Source organism: Mycobacterium sp. (assembly GCF_052144515.1).
GTDB lineage: Bacteria > Actinomycetota > Actinomycetes > Mycobacteriales > Mycobacteriaceae > Mycobacterium.
The window spans coordinates 1-14,884 of sequence record NZ_JBKQQD010000162.1 but is presented as its reverse complement, the minus strand read 5'-3'; the positions used below and the strand labels follow the sequence as shown (position 1 = coordinate 14,884).

Genomic DNA, 14,884 nt, shown 5'->3' with positions numbered 1-14,884 from the left:
ACGTCCTTCACTCCACACCCCCTGGCCCCCGGCTTCGTGGTATACCCGTTTTGCTCAAGCAGACATGGCGACCGACGGTAGCCGGTACGCCACGAATGCCTCACACCTAGCCCTTAAAACGCCCTTAAACGCCCTTAAACGCCCTTAAAACGCCCTTAGACCCCCGACGTAAAGCTGGATCCTATTCGGTAAGGCTCGGCTTTTCCTGCCGATTGCGCAGTTTGCGTCCTGTGGAACCCCGCAAAGATCAACTGCACAGATCACTGCAGCAATGCGCGCGACATCACCACACGCTGAATCTGATTGGTGCCCTCGTAGATCTGCGTGATCTTGGCGTCGCGCATCATCCGTTCGACGGGGAAGTCGGCGGTATAGCCGGCGCCGCCGAACAATTGCACGGCGTCGGTGGTGACCTCCATCGCCATATCGGAGGCGAAGCATTTCGACGCCGCCGAGATGAAGCCCAGATCCGGCTCACCGCGTTCGGCGCGGGCGGCCGCCGTGTAGACCATCAGCCGCGCGGCCTCCACTTTCATCGCCATGTCGGCCAGCATGAATTGAATGGCCTGGAAGGTGCTGATCGACTCGCCGAACTGCTTGCGGTCCTTCGTATAGGCGATGGCAGCGTCCAGCGCGCCCTGGGCGATGCCCACGGCCTGGGCGCCGATCGTGGGACGGGTGTGGTCCAAGGTGGCCAGCGCGGTCTTGAAGCCGGTACCGGGCTCGCCGATGATCCGGTCGCCAGGGATGCGGCAGCTTTCGAAATACAGCTCGGTGGTCGGTGAGCCCTTGATCCCGAGCTTCTTTTCTTTCGGACCGACGGTGAACCCGTCGTCGTCCTTGTGCACGACGAACGCCGAGATGCCGTTGGCGCCCTTGTCCGGATCGGTCACCGCCATCACCGTGTACCAGGTCGACTTGCCGCCGTTGGTGATCCAGCACTTGGCGCCGTTGAGGATCCAGTCATCCCCGTCGGCCTTGGCCCGGGTTCGCATCGACGCCGCGTCACTGCCGGCTTCGCGTTCGCTCAAGGCATAGGACGCCATCGCCCCCTCGGCCAGCGTCGGCAACACCTGCTTCTTCAACTCGTCGGAGCCCCGCAGGATCAGTCCCATGGTGCCGAGCTTGTTCACCGCTGGAATCAGCGACGACGAGGCACACACCCGGGCGACCTCTTCGATCACGATGCATGCGGCCACCGAGTCCGCGCCCTGACCGCCGTACTCCTCGGGAACGTGCACCGCGTTGAAACCCGACGCATTCAGCGCGGCCAGCGCCTCCTCGGGGAACCGCGACTTTTCGTCGACCTCGGCGGCATGCGGAGCGATCTCCTTTTCCGCCAAGGCGCGGATCGCCGCCCGGAATTCTTGGTGTTCCTCCGGCAATTGGAACAGATCGAACGACGGGTTTCCGGCCCATCCAGCCATATTCGAGACCTCCTAGTCTCCTTGCTACTCGCCGGTAACTTTACCGTGAAGCTCCTGCAGCGCCGCATCCTTGGCCCGCACGGTCTCGGCAAGCCGGTCCTGGAACGCGACGATGCGCGCCCGCAGCTGCGCGTCGGAGCAGCCGAGGATGCGCACGGCCAGCAAGCCGGCGTTGCGGGCGCCGCCGATCGACACCGTGGCCACCGGCACCCCCGCGGGCATCTGCACGATCGACAGCAGCGAGTCCAGGCCGTCGAGCTTCGCCAGCGGCATCGGCACCCCGATCACCGGCAGCGGTGTGGCAGCGGCGACCATGCCGGGCAGATGCGCGGCGCCGCCCGCACCGGCGATGATCACTTCGATGCCCTGATCTGCCGCGCCGCGGGCGTAGTCGAACATCACCGCGGGGGTGCGATGCGCCGAGACCACCCGAACCTCGGTGGGGACGTCGAACTCGGCCAGCGCCTGGGCGGCGTCCTGCATCACCGACCAGTCGCTGTCGCTGCCCATGATCACCCCGACCCGGGGCCGTTTAGCCATGTGGATCCCATCCGTCGGTCCATTGCGCGTGCGACAACCAGTGTGCCGCCAACTCGGCGCGTTCACGCAGTTCGGCCAGGCATTCGGGGTCCGAGCCCAAGAAGTTGATGTGCCCGAACTTGCGACCGGAGCGTTCGACCTTGCCGTAGAGGTGCACCCGGGCATCGGGCATCCGGGCGAACAGGTGGTGCAGCCTCTCGTCGAGGGTCATCGCCGGCTGCTGGGCGGCGCCCAGCACGTTGGCCATCACCGTCACCGGGGCGATTGCATCGGTGTCGCCGAGCGGATAGTCCAGCACCGCGCGCAGGTGCTGCTCGAACTGGCTGGTTCGTGCCCCGTCCATGGTCCAGTGGCCGGAGTTGTGCGGACGCATCGCCAGCTCGTTGACCAACAGTGCGCCGTCGGTCGTCTCGAACAACTCGACGGCAAGCACACCAACGACACCGAGTTCGGCGGCCAGGCGCAGCGCCAGCCCCTGCACCTCGGCGGCCAGGTCCTTGGGCAGCTGCGGCGCGGGCGCGATCACCAGCACGCAGATCCCGTCGGCCTGCACCGTCTCCACCACCGGCCACGCCGCACCCTGGCCGAACGGCGAGCGGGCCACCAGCGCCGACAATTCCCGACGCAGCGGTACTCGTTCCTCGACCAGCGCCGGCACTCCGTCGGCCAGGTAGGCGCTGGCGATCTCGCGGGCGTGCGCCACGTCGCGGGCCATCCGGACGCCACGGCCGTCGTACCCCCCACGGACCGCCTTGACCACGAGTTGAGCCCCGACACGCTGCGCGAACGCGTCTAAATCAGCTAGATCGTCCGGCTTCTGTATACCTGCGTAGCGCGGCACCGGGGCGCCCACCGCCTCCAACCGCCGCCGCATCACCAGCTTGTCCTGGGCGTGCACCAGAGCTTGCGGCGGCGGTTGCACGTTGATGCCTTCGGCGACCAGCTTGTCCAGTAATTCGGTCGGGACGTGCTCATGGTCGAAGGTCAGCGCATCGGCGCCCGCCGCGACCCGGCGCAGGTCTTCAAGATCGGTGTGCGAGCCGATCACCACATCGGGGGTGACCTGCGCCGCGGGCTCGTCGGGCCCGGTGGCCAGCACCCGCAGGGTCTGCCCCAGGGCGATCGCGGCCTGATGGGTCATCCGGGCCAGCTGACCGCCCCCGACCATCGCAACGACGGGCGCGCCTCGGGGACTGACCGGCGGCGTGGGTGTACTCGGCACGGCCATCATGGTGTCATGGCTTCCGATGGCGCGTTGAGGGCATGTTGACCGGCCGTGAAGCGAAATTGTTATAGAGCTTTTTGCGTCGATTTCGCGTCCATCCGTAGACTGGCGAGCTGTGTCCTTCGCCGACGCCACCATCGCGCGCCTGCCCCAGTTCATCCAGCCTTTTGCGCTGCGCCATCACGAGCTGATCAAATTCGCCATCGTCGGCGGCACCACATTCATTATCGACTCGGTGATTTTCTACACGCTGAAGTTGACGGTTCTCGAGTCCAAACCGGTAACCGCCAAGGTCATCGCGGGCATCGTCGCGGTCATCGCGTCCTACATCCTGAACCGGGAGTGGAGCTTCCGCAACCGCGGTGGCCGCGAGCGCCATCACGAGGCGCTGCTGTTTTTCGCCTTCAGCGGCGTGGGAGTCCTGCTGAGCATGGCGCCGCTGTGGGTCTCCAGCTACATCCTGCAGCTGCGGGAGCCGATGGTCTCGCTGACGGTGGAGAACATCGCCGACTTCGTCTCGGCCTACATGATCGGCAACCTGCTGCAGATGGCGTTCCGGTTCTGGGCGTTCCGGCGCTGGGTGTTTCCCGACCAGTTCGCGCGCAACCCCGAGAAGGCGCTGGAATCGCTCACCGCCGGCGGTATCGCCGAGGTCTTCGAGGACGAGATCGAGGGCGGCTTGAATTTCGGCCCCAATATTGAGAACGTCACGCTGTTGCGCGCCTGGCGCAACCGCAGGGCCAACCGGTTCGCTCAGCTGGGCAAAGACCCGTCGGACTCGTCGGACCCGGTGTCGAAAACCTCGTGATATAGCAGCGCGTGCACGTTGCGCAGCTGCGGGATATCGGGGAATTCCAACGGATCTTGTGACGCGGATTCGATGATCAGCGTCCCGGTGCGAAACATCCGCTCCCACAGTCGGTCCCGGAATTCCACGCTGTTGATCCGCGCCAACGGGATGTCGATCCCGCTGCGGGTCGCCACTCCGTGCCGAAACATCACCCGCCGGTTGGTGACGACGAAATTGGTGGTCAGCCAGGTCAGAAACGGCCACAGCGTGAGCCAGCCTACGATCACCAGCCAGATCGCCCAGATGACCCCGTAGACCACGTTCTTGGCGGGCTGGCCCCACTGCGTCGAGTTGACGTACCCCGATCCGAACGCCGCCAGCCCGGTCGCCAGGATGAGCACCACGACGGGCCAGATCAGCCGCTTGAAGTGCGGATGGTGATGCAGCACAACCTGCTCACCCTTGGCCAGGACATTCTCCGGATAGCCCACACTGTCCAGACCTTAGTGGGAAGGCCGCCGGAAGCCAGCGCACCCCTAACGTAGATGCACGACGTCACCGGCGGAGATGACTGTGTCGGTTTCGGTGTCGCCGTCGGTGCGCAGGCACAGCCGGCCCTGGTCGTCGATGCCAGTCGCGGTGCCGACAACCTCGTCGCCGCCGGGCAGCTGCGCGCGCACGCGGGACCCGATAGTCAGGCTGCATGCCCGGTAGTCGGCGGCCAGCCGGGGGTCCGCCCCGTGGGCCGCGCGCCAGGCGGCGATCCGCCTGCCGAGCTCGCGCAACAGACTGCCGACGAGCCGCTGCCGGTCGGGCGCCGCCACCCCCAGCTGGAGCAGCGAGGTCGCCCCGGCGACCTCTTCGGGGGCCTGCGTGACGTTGAGTCCGAGACCGATCACTATTGCCGGTCGCGCGACCTCGGCCAGGATGCCCGCCAGCTTGCCGTCATCGACCAAGACGTCGTTGGGCCACTTGAGGCCAGGTTTCGGCCCTTTGATCAGCGGAGACACCACATCGACGACCGCCACCCCGGTGGCCAGCGACAACCATCCCCAGGTTGACGTCGGGACGTCCACTGGATCTACCAGGCTCACGCCGACCGACATCGTGACCTGCGCGCGCGGGGTGGCCGACCAGGCCCGGCCGTGACGCCCACGACCGGCGGTCTGATGTTCGGCGATCAGCACCGCCCCGCCGACGTCGATTCCCGATGCTGCCCGCGCCAGCAGGTCGGCATTCGTGGAACCGGTCTGCGCCACGACGTCCAGTTGCCGCCAGCCCGCTTCGATCGCCTCGGCGCGCAGCGCGGCCTCGTCAAGCGGCGGCCCGAGCGCATCGCGGTCCATCACCGGCCGCCCTCGGCGGTGGCCCCTTTGCGGGCCCCCTTGAGCATGTCCATTACCGCCAGGTGGCTGAACAGCATGCTCGTCCCGATCGGGTTGCCACCGCCGGGATAGGCCGTACCGCTGGGCGCGGCCATCGTGTTGCCGGCCGCGTACAAGCCGGGGATGGGATGGCCGGACGTGTCGAGCACCCGCGCCGCGGCGTCGGTGCGTAAGCCGCCCTTGGTGCCCAGGTCGGAGATGCCGAACGCGGCCGCGTGAAAGGGCGGCCGGTCGATGGACACCAACGGCGACGCGCCACCGGAGAACGCGCGATCGAACGCTTCGTCGCCACGTCCGAAGTCCTCGTCGACGCCGACGGCGGCAAACTCGTTGAACCGCGCGACGGTTGCGGTCAGCCGGCCGGCCGGCACGCCGATCTTGTCGGCTAACTCCTCCAGCGTGTCGGCGGTGTGCCACAGCCCGGCAGCGACGTATTTCTCGGTCTCGACGATGGTGACGTTGGCGGCCTTGACCGGCGGCACCTCACCCTCCTTATCGTCATAGATCATCCAGTACGGCAACGTGATTGACCCGTCGCGCAGCTGGGCGATGATCTCCCGGCCCGCCCGGTCGTAGGCCCGGGACTCGTTGACGAACCGGTTGCCGTCCTGGTTGACGAAGATGCCGCCGGTGAACCACAGCGCGAACGCGGAGCGACCATCCGGATGGGTTATACCCGGCGACCACCACGCCTGATCCATCAAGTCGAGGTCCGCACCCGCCGCGATGCCGGCTTGCAGCGCCAGGCCGCGGCTACCGCACGATCCCATCGTGTCCCGCGCCTCGCCGGGCACACCGTATTTGCGGCGCAGCTCCTCGTTGCTTTCGAAGCCGCCGGCGGCCAGTAGCACACCCCGGCGGGTGCGGATCGCGCGGCGATCCCCCGCACTCTCGACGATCGCGCCGGCCACCCTGCCTTGCGACAGCACGAGCTCCACCAGGGCGGTGTCGCGCCGCACCGATGCGGTCGGGTACTGCCCGATGGCCGTGAGGAAGCGCGCGATGAGCGCGCGGCCCCCGAGGTAATAGTCGGCGGGGGGTTGGGCGCCGAGCCGGTCGTTGTCGAGCGGACCGCGGATCGCCTCACGCAGTTCGGGCGCGGCGGCCACCCTCAGCGGCTTGGCCGCGATGTGCCGCTGACCGTCCAGCCGCGCCTTGGGCGCCTTGCCGTAGTAATCGGGCCAGGGCAACGGCACGAATTTCAGGTTGGGATCTTGCTCCAGGTACTCGATCAGCGGGGCGCCGCCGCGGACGTAGGTTTCCTGCAGATCCCGGGGCGTGCGGTCGCCGACCACGGAGTGGTAATAGGTCAGCGCGTCCTCGATGGTGTCGTCGGTGCCGGCGCGCACCAGCACCGGGTTGCACGGGAACCACACCCCGCCACCGCCGGAATAGGCGGTGGTGCCGCCGAACTTGTCGGTCGCCTCGATCAGCAGGACGTCGAGTCCTTCGCGCGCGGCGGTGTACGCACCGGTGACACCGCCGCCACCCGATCCCGCGACGAGCACGTCATGTTCTTCGCTCCAGTCGACCATCGCTTCCCTACCGACCCCTACCGACACGGCCTTGATGCGGGTATGACGATAGCCGCGGCTAAGCTCCAATCCCATGACAAGCGTTACCGACCACACCGCGGAGCCCGCCGCCGAGCACACCATCGACATCCACACCACCGCGGGCAAGCTGGCCGAGCTGCACAAGCGCAGGGAAGAGTCACTGCATCCGGTCGGTGAGGCCGCCGTCGACAAGGTGCACGCCAAGGGCAAGCTGACGGCGCGCGAGCGCGTCTACGCCCTGCTGGACGACGACTCGTTCGTCGAACTCGACGCGCTGGCCAAACACCGCAGCACCAACTTCGGCCTCGCCGACAATCGCCCGCTGGGCGACGGCGTGGTCACCGGCTACGGCACCATCGACGGCCGCGATGTGTGCATCTTCAGTCAGGACGCCACGGTGTTCGGCGGCAGCCTCGGTGAGGTGTACGGGGAGAAGATCGTCAAGGTCCAGGAACTGGCGATCAAGACCGGCCGTCCGCTCATCGGCATCAACGACGGCGCCGGTGCGCGCATCCAGGAGGGCGTCGTATCGCTGGGCCTGTACAGCCGGATCTTCCGCAACAACATCCTGGCGTCGGGCGTCGTCCCGCAGATCTCGCTGATCATGGGGGCCGCGGCCGGCGGACACGTGTACTCCCCCGCTCTGACCGACTTCGTGATCATGGTCGACCAGACCAGCCAGATGTTCATCACCGGACCCGACGTCATCAAGACCGTCACCGGCGAGGACGTCACCATGGAGGAGCTCGGCGGCGCCCACACCCACATGGCCAAGTCGGGCACGTTGCACTATGTCGCCTCCGGCGAGCAGGACGCCTTCGACTGGGTTCGCGACCTGCTGAGCTACCTGCCGCCGAACAACTTCACCGACGCACCCCGCTACCAAGCGGAGGCGCCAGCAGGGTCCATAGAAGACAACCTCACCGCTGAGGACCTCGAGCTGGACACGCTGATCCCGGACTCACCCAACCAGCCCTACGACATGCACGAGGTGATCACCCGCATCCTCGACGACGACGAATTCCTGGAGATCCAGGCGGGTTACGCGCAGAACATCGTCGTCGGGTTCGGGCGCATCGACGGCCGGCCGGTCGGGATCGTGGCCAACCAGCCCACCCAGTTTGCCGGCTGCCTGGACATCAACGCCTCGGAGAAGGCGGCCCGGTTCGTGCGGACCTGCGACTGCTTCAACATCCCGATCGTCATGCTCGTGGATGTCCCGGGCTTTCTGCCGGGCACCGGGCAGGAATACAACGGCATCATTCGGCGCGGCGCCAAGCTGCTGTTCGCCTACGGCGAGGCCACTGTCCCGAAGATCACCGTCATCACCCGCAAGGCCTACGGCGGCGCGTACTGCGTCATGGGCTCCAAGGACATGGGCTGCGACGTCAACATCGCCTGGCCGACCGCGCAGATCGCGGTGATGGGCGCCTCAGGAGCGGTCGGCTTCGTTTACCGCCAGCAACTCAAGGAGGCGGGCAAGGACGGCCGGGATGTTGATGAGCTTCGCTTACAGCTGCAGCAGGAGTACGAGGACACCCTGGTCAACCCCTACGTGGCCGCAGAGCGGGGCTATGTCGACGCGGTGATCCCGCCGTCGCACACCCGCGGCTACATCGGCACGGCACTACGCCTGCTGGAACGCAAGATCTCCCATCTGCCGCCCAAGAAGCACGGAAACATTCCCCTATGACGACTGAGACCACAGAGGCACAGCACCCGCACGAGCCGCACATCCAGATACTCAAGGGGCAACCCACCGACGCGGAACTGGCCGCGCTGATCGCCGTGCTGGGCAGCGCCGGCAGCGCGCCGCCACCCGAACAGCCGGAGAGCACCCGCTGGGGGCTTCCGGTCGACAAACTGCGCTACGCGATCAGCAACTTCCAGCGAATCACCCTGCAGCAACGGCTACTCATGCGGCGATGACCCGCCTGGTGCTGGGGTCGGCCTCTCCCGGGCGGCTCAAGGTGCTGCGCCAGGCCGGCATCGACCCGCTGGTCGTGCTCTCCGGCGTCGACGAGGATCTGATCGCAGGGCAACTAGGGCCGGACGCCTCGCCGGGCGAGCTGGTATCCGCCCTCGCGCGGGCCAAGGCCGAGCAGGTGGTCGACAAGCTGGATGGCACCGTCACGGCGGATTGTGTTGTGATCGGCTGTGATTCGATGCTGCATATCGACGGTCGGCTCTGCGGCAAGCCGGGATCGGTGGCCGACGCGCGCCGGCAATGGCAGTCGATGGCGGGCCGCGCCGGCCAGCTCTACACCGGCCATTGCCTCATCCGGCTACTGGACCACGAGATCGTCCACAGCGGCACCGAAACATCAATCACCACGGTGCATTTCGGGACACCATCGTCCGATGATCTGGACGCCTACCTGGTATCGGGGGAATCATTGCGAGTCGCCGGAGGATTCACCCTGGACGGGCTGGGCGGGTGGTTCATCGACGGTATCGGCGGCGACCCCTCGGCCGTGGTGGGCATCGGACTGCCGCTGACGCGTGCGCTGCTGCGGGGCGCGGGTCTGTCCGTCGCCGCGCTGTGGGCTGCCAATCCAATCCATTGGGGTGAGTAGGCTTTCTGGTGTGCCGCTTCCCGCAGATCCAAGCCCCACGCTGTCGGACTACGCCCACCCCGAACGGCTCGTCACCGCTGACTGGCTCTCGTCCAACATGGGCACCCCCGGTCTGGCGATCGTCGAATCCGACGAAGACGTCTTGCTCTACGACGTCGGCCATATTCCCGGAGCGGTGAAGATCGACTGGCACACCGACCTCAACGACCCCAGGGTCCGCGACTACATCACCGGCGAGCAGTTCGCCGATTTGATGAACCGCAAGGGCATCTCCCGCGACGACACCGTGGTGATCTACGGCGACAAGAGCAATTGGTGGGCGGCCTACGCGCTGTGGGTCTTCACGCTGTTCGGCCACCCCGACGTGCGACTGCTCAACGGCGGGCGCGACCTCTGGCTGGCCGAACGCCGCGACACCACGCTGGCCGTCCCGACCAACACGTCAACCGGCTATCCCGTCGTGCAGCGCAACGACGAGCCGATCCGCGCGTTCAGACAAGACGTGCTGGCCATACTCGGCACCCAACCGCTGATCGACGTGCGCTCACCCGACGAGTACACCGGCAAGCGAACCCACATGCCCGACTACCCGGAGGAGGGTGCGCTGCGCGCCGGCCACATCCCCACCGCCAGGTCGATCCCGTGGGGCAAGGCCGCCGACGAGAACGGCCGATTCCGCAGCCGTGAGGAATTGGAACGGCTCTATGACTTCATAAACCCGGAAGACCAAGCCGTCGTGTATTGCCGCATCGGTGAGCGGTCCAGCCACACCTGGTTCGTGCTCACCCACCTGCTGGGCAAGCCCGGAGTGCGCAACTACGACGGGTCGTGGACCGAATGGGGCAACGCCGTCCGGGTGCCGATCGTGGCAGGCGAGGCACCGGGACCGGCGACTGGATCAGCACCGGTCTGATGACTCTTCCCGCGCCGCTGGCCGAGGTGGTGTCCGACTTCGCCGAAGTTCAGGGCCAGGACAAGCTGAACCTGCTGCTGGAATTCGCGAACGAGCTGCCGCCACTGCCCACTGACCTGCAAGAAGCGGCGATGGAGCCGGTGCCCGAATGCCAGTCCCCGCTGTTTCTGCACGTCGACGCCAGTGACCCCACCCGGGTGCGTCTGCATTTCAGCGCGCCCCGCGAAGCGCCGACCACCCGCGGATTCGCCTCGATCCTGGCCGCCGGCCTCGACGAACAGCCCGCGGCCGAGATCCTGGCGGTGCCCGAGGATTTCTACACCGACCTGGGGCTGGCCGCTCTGATCAGCCCTCTTCGGCTGCGCGGCATGTCGGCCATGCTGGCCCGGATCAAACGTCGGCTGCGCGAGGCGGCCTGATCACCGACGGATTTTCAGACCGGGTATCAGCGCTCACGGCGCGGCGCATAAACTTCCCCGACAAGACTTGTAAGAAAATCTCTTAGAGACGAAAACCCAGTCCTACAGGAGGCGCAGTGGCCAGTCACGCCAGCTCGAGGATCGCCAAGGTGCTCGTCGCCAACCGCGGCGAGATCGCTGTCCGGGTGATCCGGGCGGCCCGCGACGCGGGCCTGCCCAGCGTGGCGGTGTACGCCGAGCCCGACGCCGAGGCGCCGCATGTGCGCCTGGCCGACGAAGCGTTCGCCCTGGGTGGCCAGACCTCGGCAGAGTCCTACCTGGACTTCGGCAAGCTGCTGGACGCGGCGGCGAAATCGGGCGCCAACGCCATCCACCCCGGCTACGGATTCCTCTCGGAGAACGCGGATTTCGCGCAGGCGGTCATTGATGCCGGCCTGATCTGGATCGGGCCCAGCCCGCAGTCGATCCGCGACCTCGGCGACAAGGTCACCGCCCGCCACATCGCCGCCCGCGCGCAGGCGCCGTTGGTGCCCGGCACCCCAGACCCGGTCAAGGACGCCGACGAGGTGGTGGCCTTCGCCGAGGAGTACGGCGTGCCGGTCGCGATCAAGGCGGCCTTCGGCGGCGGCGGCCGGGGCATGAAGGTGGCCCGCAGCATCGAAGAGATCCCCGAGCTGTTCGAGTCGGCCACCCGTGAAGCGGTGGCGGCGTTCGGCCGTGGCGAGTGCTTCGTCGAGCGCTACCTCGACAAGCCCCGCCACGTCGAGGCGCAGGTGATCGCCGACCAGCACGGCAACGTCGTCGTGGCCGGAACCCGCGACTGCTCGCTGCAGCGCCGCTTCCAGAAGCTGGTCGAGGAGGCTCCCGCGCCATTCCTGACCGACGCGCAGCGCAAAGAGATCCACGAATCGGCGAAGCGGATCTGCAAGGAAGCGCATTACTACGGCGCCGGCACCGTCGAATACCTGGTCGGCCAGGACGGCCTGATCTCGTTTCTGGAGGTCAACACCCGCCTGCAGGTCGAGCACCCGGTCACCGAGGAGACCGCCGGCATCGACCTGGTGTTGCAGCAGTTCAAGATCGCCAACGGCGAGAAGTTGGATATTACTGAAGATCCTGTGCCCCGAGGTCATTCTTTCGAGTTCCGGATCAACGGCGAGGACGCCGGCCGCGGCTTCCTGCCCGCCCCCGGCCCGGTGACCAAATTCGAGCCGCCGAGCGGCCCGGGTGTGCGGCTGGACTCCGGTGTCGAGACCGGCTCGGTGATCGGCGGTCAGTTCGACTCGATGCTGGCCAAGCTGATCGTGCACGGCGCCGACCGGAACGAAGCGCTGGCGCGCTCCCGCCGGGCCCTGGACGAGTTCCAGGTGGAGGGGCTGGCGACGGTCATCCCGTTCCACCGCGCCGTCGTGTCCGACCCGGCGTTCATCGGCGACGACGGTGATGTTCCTGGCTTCTCGGTGCACACCCGCTGGATCGAGACCGAGTGGGACAACAAGGTCGAACCCTTCACCGGCGGCGAGCCCCTCGACGACGAGGACACGCGGCCGCGGCAGAAGGTGGTGGTCGAGGTTGATGGCCGCCGGCTCGAGGTCTCGCTGCCCGGCGATCTGGCCCTGTCCAATGGCGGCGGCGGGGACGCGGCCGGTGTCATCAGAAAGAAGCCCAAGCCCCGCAAGCGCGGTGCGCACGCCGGCGCGGCAGCCTCCGGCGACGCGGTGACCGCCCCGATGCAGGGCACCGTGGTGAAAGTCGCGGTCGAAGAAGGCCAGCAGGTCGTCATCGGCGAACTGGTGGTGGTCCTCGAGGCGATGAAGATGGAAAACCCGGTCACCGCGCATAAGGAGGGCACCATCACCGGGCTTGCGGTCGTAGCCGGCGCCGCCATCACTCAGGGCACGGTGCTCGCCGAGATCAAGTAGTAGCCGGTCAATAAGGCCCTTTTTGCCCACCGAGTCTGTGAATCGGTTGGCTCACGTTGTAGGTCCGGCTGACCACGGGTAGGGTTCAAAACAGGTTGAGTTCACAGCCGCCCGGAAAAATGGCAGCAGCGCGCCGGGGAAGCGAATTCCCTGCCCCCGATTTCTCGCTGTGGCTGACGTGATCCACAGCAAGAACCCCACCTACTGAGGGGAGTCAGCAATGACTGTGACCCAATCTTGGCAACGAAGCGGCAGCGCCGAATTCAGCGTTCGCCCAGGCCCGTCGGCCACCGTGATCGCCGCACACGGTGAACTCGACGCCGCAAACGCCAATCAACTCACCATGTTCGTCGAGCGCTGTGTGCGCGATTCAAGTCAGGTGATCGTGGACCTGCGTGGCCTGGATTTCTTTGGTACTGCGGGCTTTTCGGCGCTGCATCGGATCAATGTCGTGTGTTCGGCCGCGGGCGTGCCCTGGGTCCTGGTATCGGGTCGCGCGGCAGATCGGGTGCTGCGGATCTGCGATCCCGACGACACACTTCCGACCACCAGTTCGCTACCGGAATGGGTATCGGAGGAGCCCGTTTCCGGCGAGCCGCGGCCCCTACTCCAGCTGGTCCCGCAGCCGCGTTAGTGATTTAGCCAAAAGGCGGGACACGTGCATTTGTGAGATGCCGACCCGCTCGGCGATCTGCGTTTGCGTCATGCTCTCGAAAAACCTGAGTACTAACACCATTCGCTCGCGCTCCGGCAACGCCTCGAGCAATGGGCGCAGGGCCTCCCGATTTTCGATCCGATCGAGGCTGGTGTCGACGTCGCCCAGCGTATCGGCGATCGCGCGGGCGTCGTCGTCATCGCTTCCGCTGCCGGCACTGTCAATGGACAGGGTGTTGTAGGAGCTGCCCGCGACCAGACCCTCGACCACCTCGTCGCGGTCCATGTCGAGTTCCGCGGCGAGTTCGGTTGCCGTGGGCGCCCGGCCGAGCCGCTGCGACAGGTCGGCGGTGGCCGCGCCGAGCCGCAGGTGTAGTTCCTTCAGACGCCGGGGGACCTTGACCGACCAGCTATTGTCGCGGAAGTGACGCCGGACCTCGCCCATGATCGTGGGCACCGCGAACGAGACGAAATCCGATCCGGTCTCGACGTCGAAGCGCACCACCGCGTTGACCAACCCGACCCGCGCGACCTGAACGAGGTCGTCGCGCGGTTCGCCCCGGCCCTCGAACCGCCGGGCGATGTGATCGGCCAGCGGCAGGCACCGTTCCACGATCTTGTCCCGGTGGCGCTGGAATTCCGTCGAGTCCGCGGCGAAGCTGGCTAGCTCACGGAACATGTCCGGGACATCGGCGTATTCGTTAGGTCGGGAAGCTGAATCGCCGGCTTCTCGCGAAGTCACCTGCTGGAGGCCGCCCGTCGCGCCGTCAGTGTGATGCCGAAGACACTGCCGGACTCATCGGGGTCGCGCCCGTCGTGGAAGGTCTGCACGTCGTCGGCGAGCGAAGTCAGGACGTGCCAGCTGAAGCTGCCTGGTGCCACCACGTCGTGGGTGTCGCATGCCGTGGAAGCCTCCACCACCAATTCGTCGTCGCGGGGATCGACGATGACGACGAGCGTTGCGTCCGGAGTGGCCGAGCGGATCAGCCGGGTGCACACTTCGTCCACCGCGAGCCTCAGGTCCGCGACGGCATCGAAATCCAGGTCCTCGAAGGTGCCGATCGCACCGACCAGCGTGCGCAGCATCGCCAGATTCTCCAGGCGGGCAGCAACGTGCAACTCCACGGCACGCTGGCCTTGTTGGCGCTTGTTAGCGCGCGATTCGGCATCGATCATGTGGTCTCCCGGCGACATCTCACTGACACTGTGCTCCTTTTGGCGACCCTCGTAGAACCCGCCCTGGACGCTGCGTTCGAGCCGGTCAGTCATGATCGCCGCCGGATGGCCGACGCGGACATGACCGACACGCTACAGGGGCGCGTCGAGTCGACCGCGTCGCGGTGACCGCCGGGATCACGCTGATCATATTGATCGTGGTGGCTATCGTGGTGGGTATAGTCATTTAAAGGCTATCTACTTTGGTGCTTTCAGGGGAGGTTGTCCCGAGTTCCGTGGAACTTCGGTGGCGGTCCGGTGA

General features: G+C 66.7%; 15 protein-coding genes and 1 pseudogene. 8 read left to right on the top strand and 8 right to left on the bottom strand.

The window, feature by feature from the left end:
• Positions 1 to 260 precede the first annotated feature (260 nt).
• Genes ACLP9N_RS10475 through ACLP9N_RS10465 form a run of 3 tightly spaced genes read right to left on the bottom strand, consistent with a single transcriptional unit; the run spans position 261 to position 3,198 of the window.
• The gene (locus ACLP9N_RS10475) at positions 261 to 1,427 is read right to left on the bottom strand and encodes an acyl-CoA dehydrogenase (RefSeq protein ID WP_442407341.1); all 1,167 of its coding nucleotides are present in this window, start codon (positions 1,425 to 1,427) and stop codon (positions 261 to 263) included.
• 24 nt (positions 1,428 to 1,451) lie between these two features.
• A complete protein-coding gene (gene purE / locus ACLP9N_RS10470; protein WP_442407340.1) occupies positions 1,452 to 1,967 on the bottom strand; it encodes a 5-(carboxyamino)imidazole ribonucleotide mutase in 516 nt (171 codons plus the stop codon).
• Positions 1,960 to 3,198 (bottom strand): 5-(carboxyamino)imidazole ribonucleotide synthase, encoded by a 1,239-nt coding sequence (locus ACLP9N_RS10465; RefSeq protein ID WP_442407339.1) that lies wholly within the window; start codon positions 3,196 to 3,198, stop codon positions 1,960 to 1,962. Before ACLP9N_RS10465 ends, purE begins: the two co-directional genes overlap by 8 nt.
• A 109-nt stretch (positions 3,199 to 3,307) precedes the next feature.
• Between ACLP9N_RS10465 and ACLP9N_RS10460 the strand changes: the two genes are divergently transcribed.
• Entirely contained in the window at positions 3,308 to 4,000 is a 693-nt protein-coding gene (locus tag ACLP9N_RS10460; RefSeq protein WP_442407338.1) for a GtrA family protein, read from the top strand.
• Here ACLP9N_RS10460 and ACLP9N_RS10455 read toward each other — a convergent pair.
• The 3 genes from ACLP9N_RS10455 to ACLP9N_RS10445 are packed head-to-tail and all read right to left on the bottom strand — an operon-like array spanning position 3,946 to position 6,902.
• Positions 3,946 to 4,473, bottom strand: coding sequence for a PH domain-containing protein (locus ACLP9N_RS10455; RefSeq protein WP_442407337.1), 528 nt, complete (start codon positions 4,471 to 4,473; stop codon positions 3,946 to 3,948). The genes ACLP9N_RS10460 and ACLP9N_RS10455 overlap by 55 nt on opposite strands.
• Before the next feature lie 45 nt (positions 4,474 to 4,518).
• Positions 4,519 to 5,331, bottom strand: coding sequence for a biotin--[acetyl-CoA-carboxylase] ligase (locus ACLP9N_RS10450; RefSeq protein WP_442407336.1), 813 nt, complete (start codon positions 5,329 to 5,331; stop codon positions 4,519 to 4,521).
• Complete coding sequence (locus ACLP9N_RS10445) at positions 5,328 to 6,902, bottom strand: FAD-binding protein (protein ID WP_442407354.1); 1,575 nt, start codon at positions 6,900 to 6,902, stop codon at positions 5,328 to 5,330. Before ACLP9N_RS10445 ends, ACLP9N_RS10450 begins: the two co-directional genes overlap by 4 nt.
• Positions 6,903 to 6,975: 73 nt before the next feature.
• On the opposite strand from ACLP9N_RS10445, the gene ACLP9N_RS10440 reads away from it, so the two are divergent.
• The 7 genes and pseudogenes from ACLP9N_RS10440 (at position 6,976) to ACLP9N_RS10410 (ending at position 13,387) form a co-directional block, all read left to right on the top strand.
• Positions 6,976 to 8,616: an acyl-CoA carboxylase subunit beta gene (locus tag ACLP9N_RS10440; protein WP_442407335.1), complete on the top strand. Its 1,641-nt coding sequence runs from the start codon at positions 6,976 to 6,978 to the stop codon at positions 8,614 to 8,616.
• 23 nt (positions 8,617 to 8,639) lie between these two features.
• A pseudogene (locus ACLP9N_RS10435) lies at positions 8,640 to 8,852 on the top strand (acyl-CoA carboxylase subunit epsilon); the annotation flags it as partial.
• The gene (locus tag ACLP9N_RS10430; RefSeq protein WP_442407334.1) at positions 8,849 to 9,499 is read left to right on the top strand and encodes a Maf family protein; all 651 of its coding nucleotides are present in this window, start codon (positions 8,849 to 8,851) and stop codon (positions 9,497 to 9,499) included. The pseudogene ACLP9N_RS10435 and the gene ACLP9N_RS10430, both read left to right, overlap by 4 nt.
• Positions 9,500 to 9,509: 10 nt before the next feature.
• Positions 9,510 to 10,412, top strand: coding sequence for a sulfurtransferase (locus ACLP9N_RS10425; protein ID WP_442407333.1), 903 nt, complete (start codon positions 9,510 to 9,512; stop codon positions 10,410 to 10,412).
• On the top strand, positions 10,412 to 10,831 hold the full coding sequence (locus ACLP9N_RS10420; RefSeq protein ID WP_442407332.1) for a SufE family protein: 420 nt from the start codon (positions 10,412 to 10,414) through the stop codon (positions 10,829 to 10,831). Before ACLP9N_RS10425 ends, ACLP9N_RS10420 begins: the two co-directional genes overlap by 1 nt.
• Positions 10,832 to 10,947: 116 nt before the next feature.
• Positions 10,948 to 12,753 (top strand): ATP-binding protein, encoded by a 1,806-nt coding sequence (locus tag ACLP9N_RS10415; RefSeq protein ID WP_442407331.1) that lies wholly within the window; start codon positions 10,948 to 10,950, stop codon positions 12,751 to 12,753.
• Positions 12,754 to 12,973: 220 nt separating this feature from the next.
• Complete coding sequence (locus ACLP9N_RS10410) at positions 12,974 to 13,387, top strand: STAS domain-containing protein (protein WP_442407330.1); 414 nt, start codon at positions 12,974 to 12,976, stop codon at positions 13,385 to 13,387.
• Here ACLP9N_RS10410 and ACLP9N_RS10405 read toward each other — a convergent pair.
• Together ACLP9N_RS10405 and ACLP9N_RS10400 are read right to left on the bottom strand one after the other, a co-directional pair.
• Positions 13,358 to 14,149 carry an RNA polymerase sigma factor SigF gene (locus ACLP9N_RS10405; RefSeq protein ID WP_442407329.1) on the bottom strand — a complete coding sequence of 264 codons (792 nt, stop codon included), beginning with the start codon at positions 14,147 to 14,149 and terminating at the stop codon, positions 13,358 to 13,360. The genes ACLP9N_RS10410 and ACLP9N_RS10405 overlap by 30 nt on opposite strands.
• The gene (locus ACLP9N_RS10400) at positions 14,146 to 14,583 is read right to left on the bottom strand and encodes an ATP-binding protein (RefSeq protein ID WP_442407353.1); all 438 of its coding nucleotides are present in this window, start codon (positions 14,581 to 14,583) and stop codon (positions 14,146 to 14,148) included. The genes ACLP9N_RS10405 and ACLP9N_RS10400 overlap by 4 nt, the downstream gene beginning before the upstream one ends.
• Positions 14,584 to 14,884 lie beyond the last annotated feature (301 nt).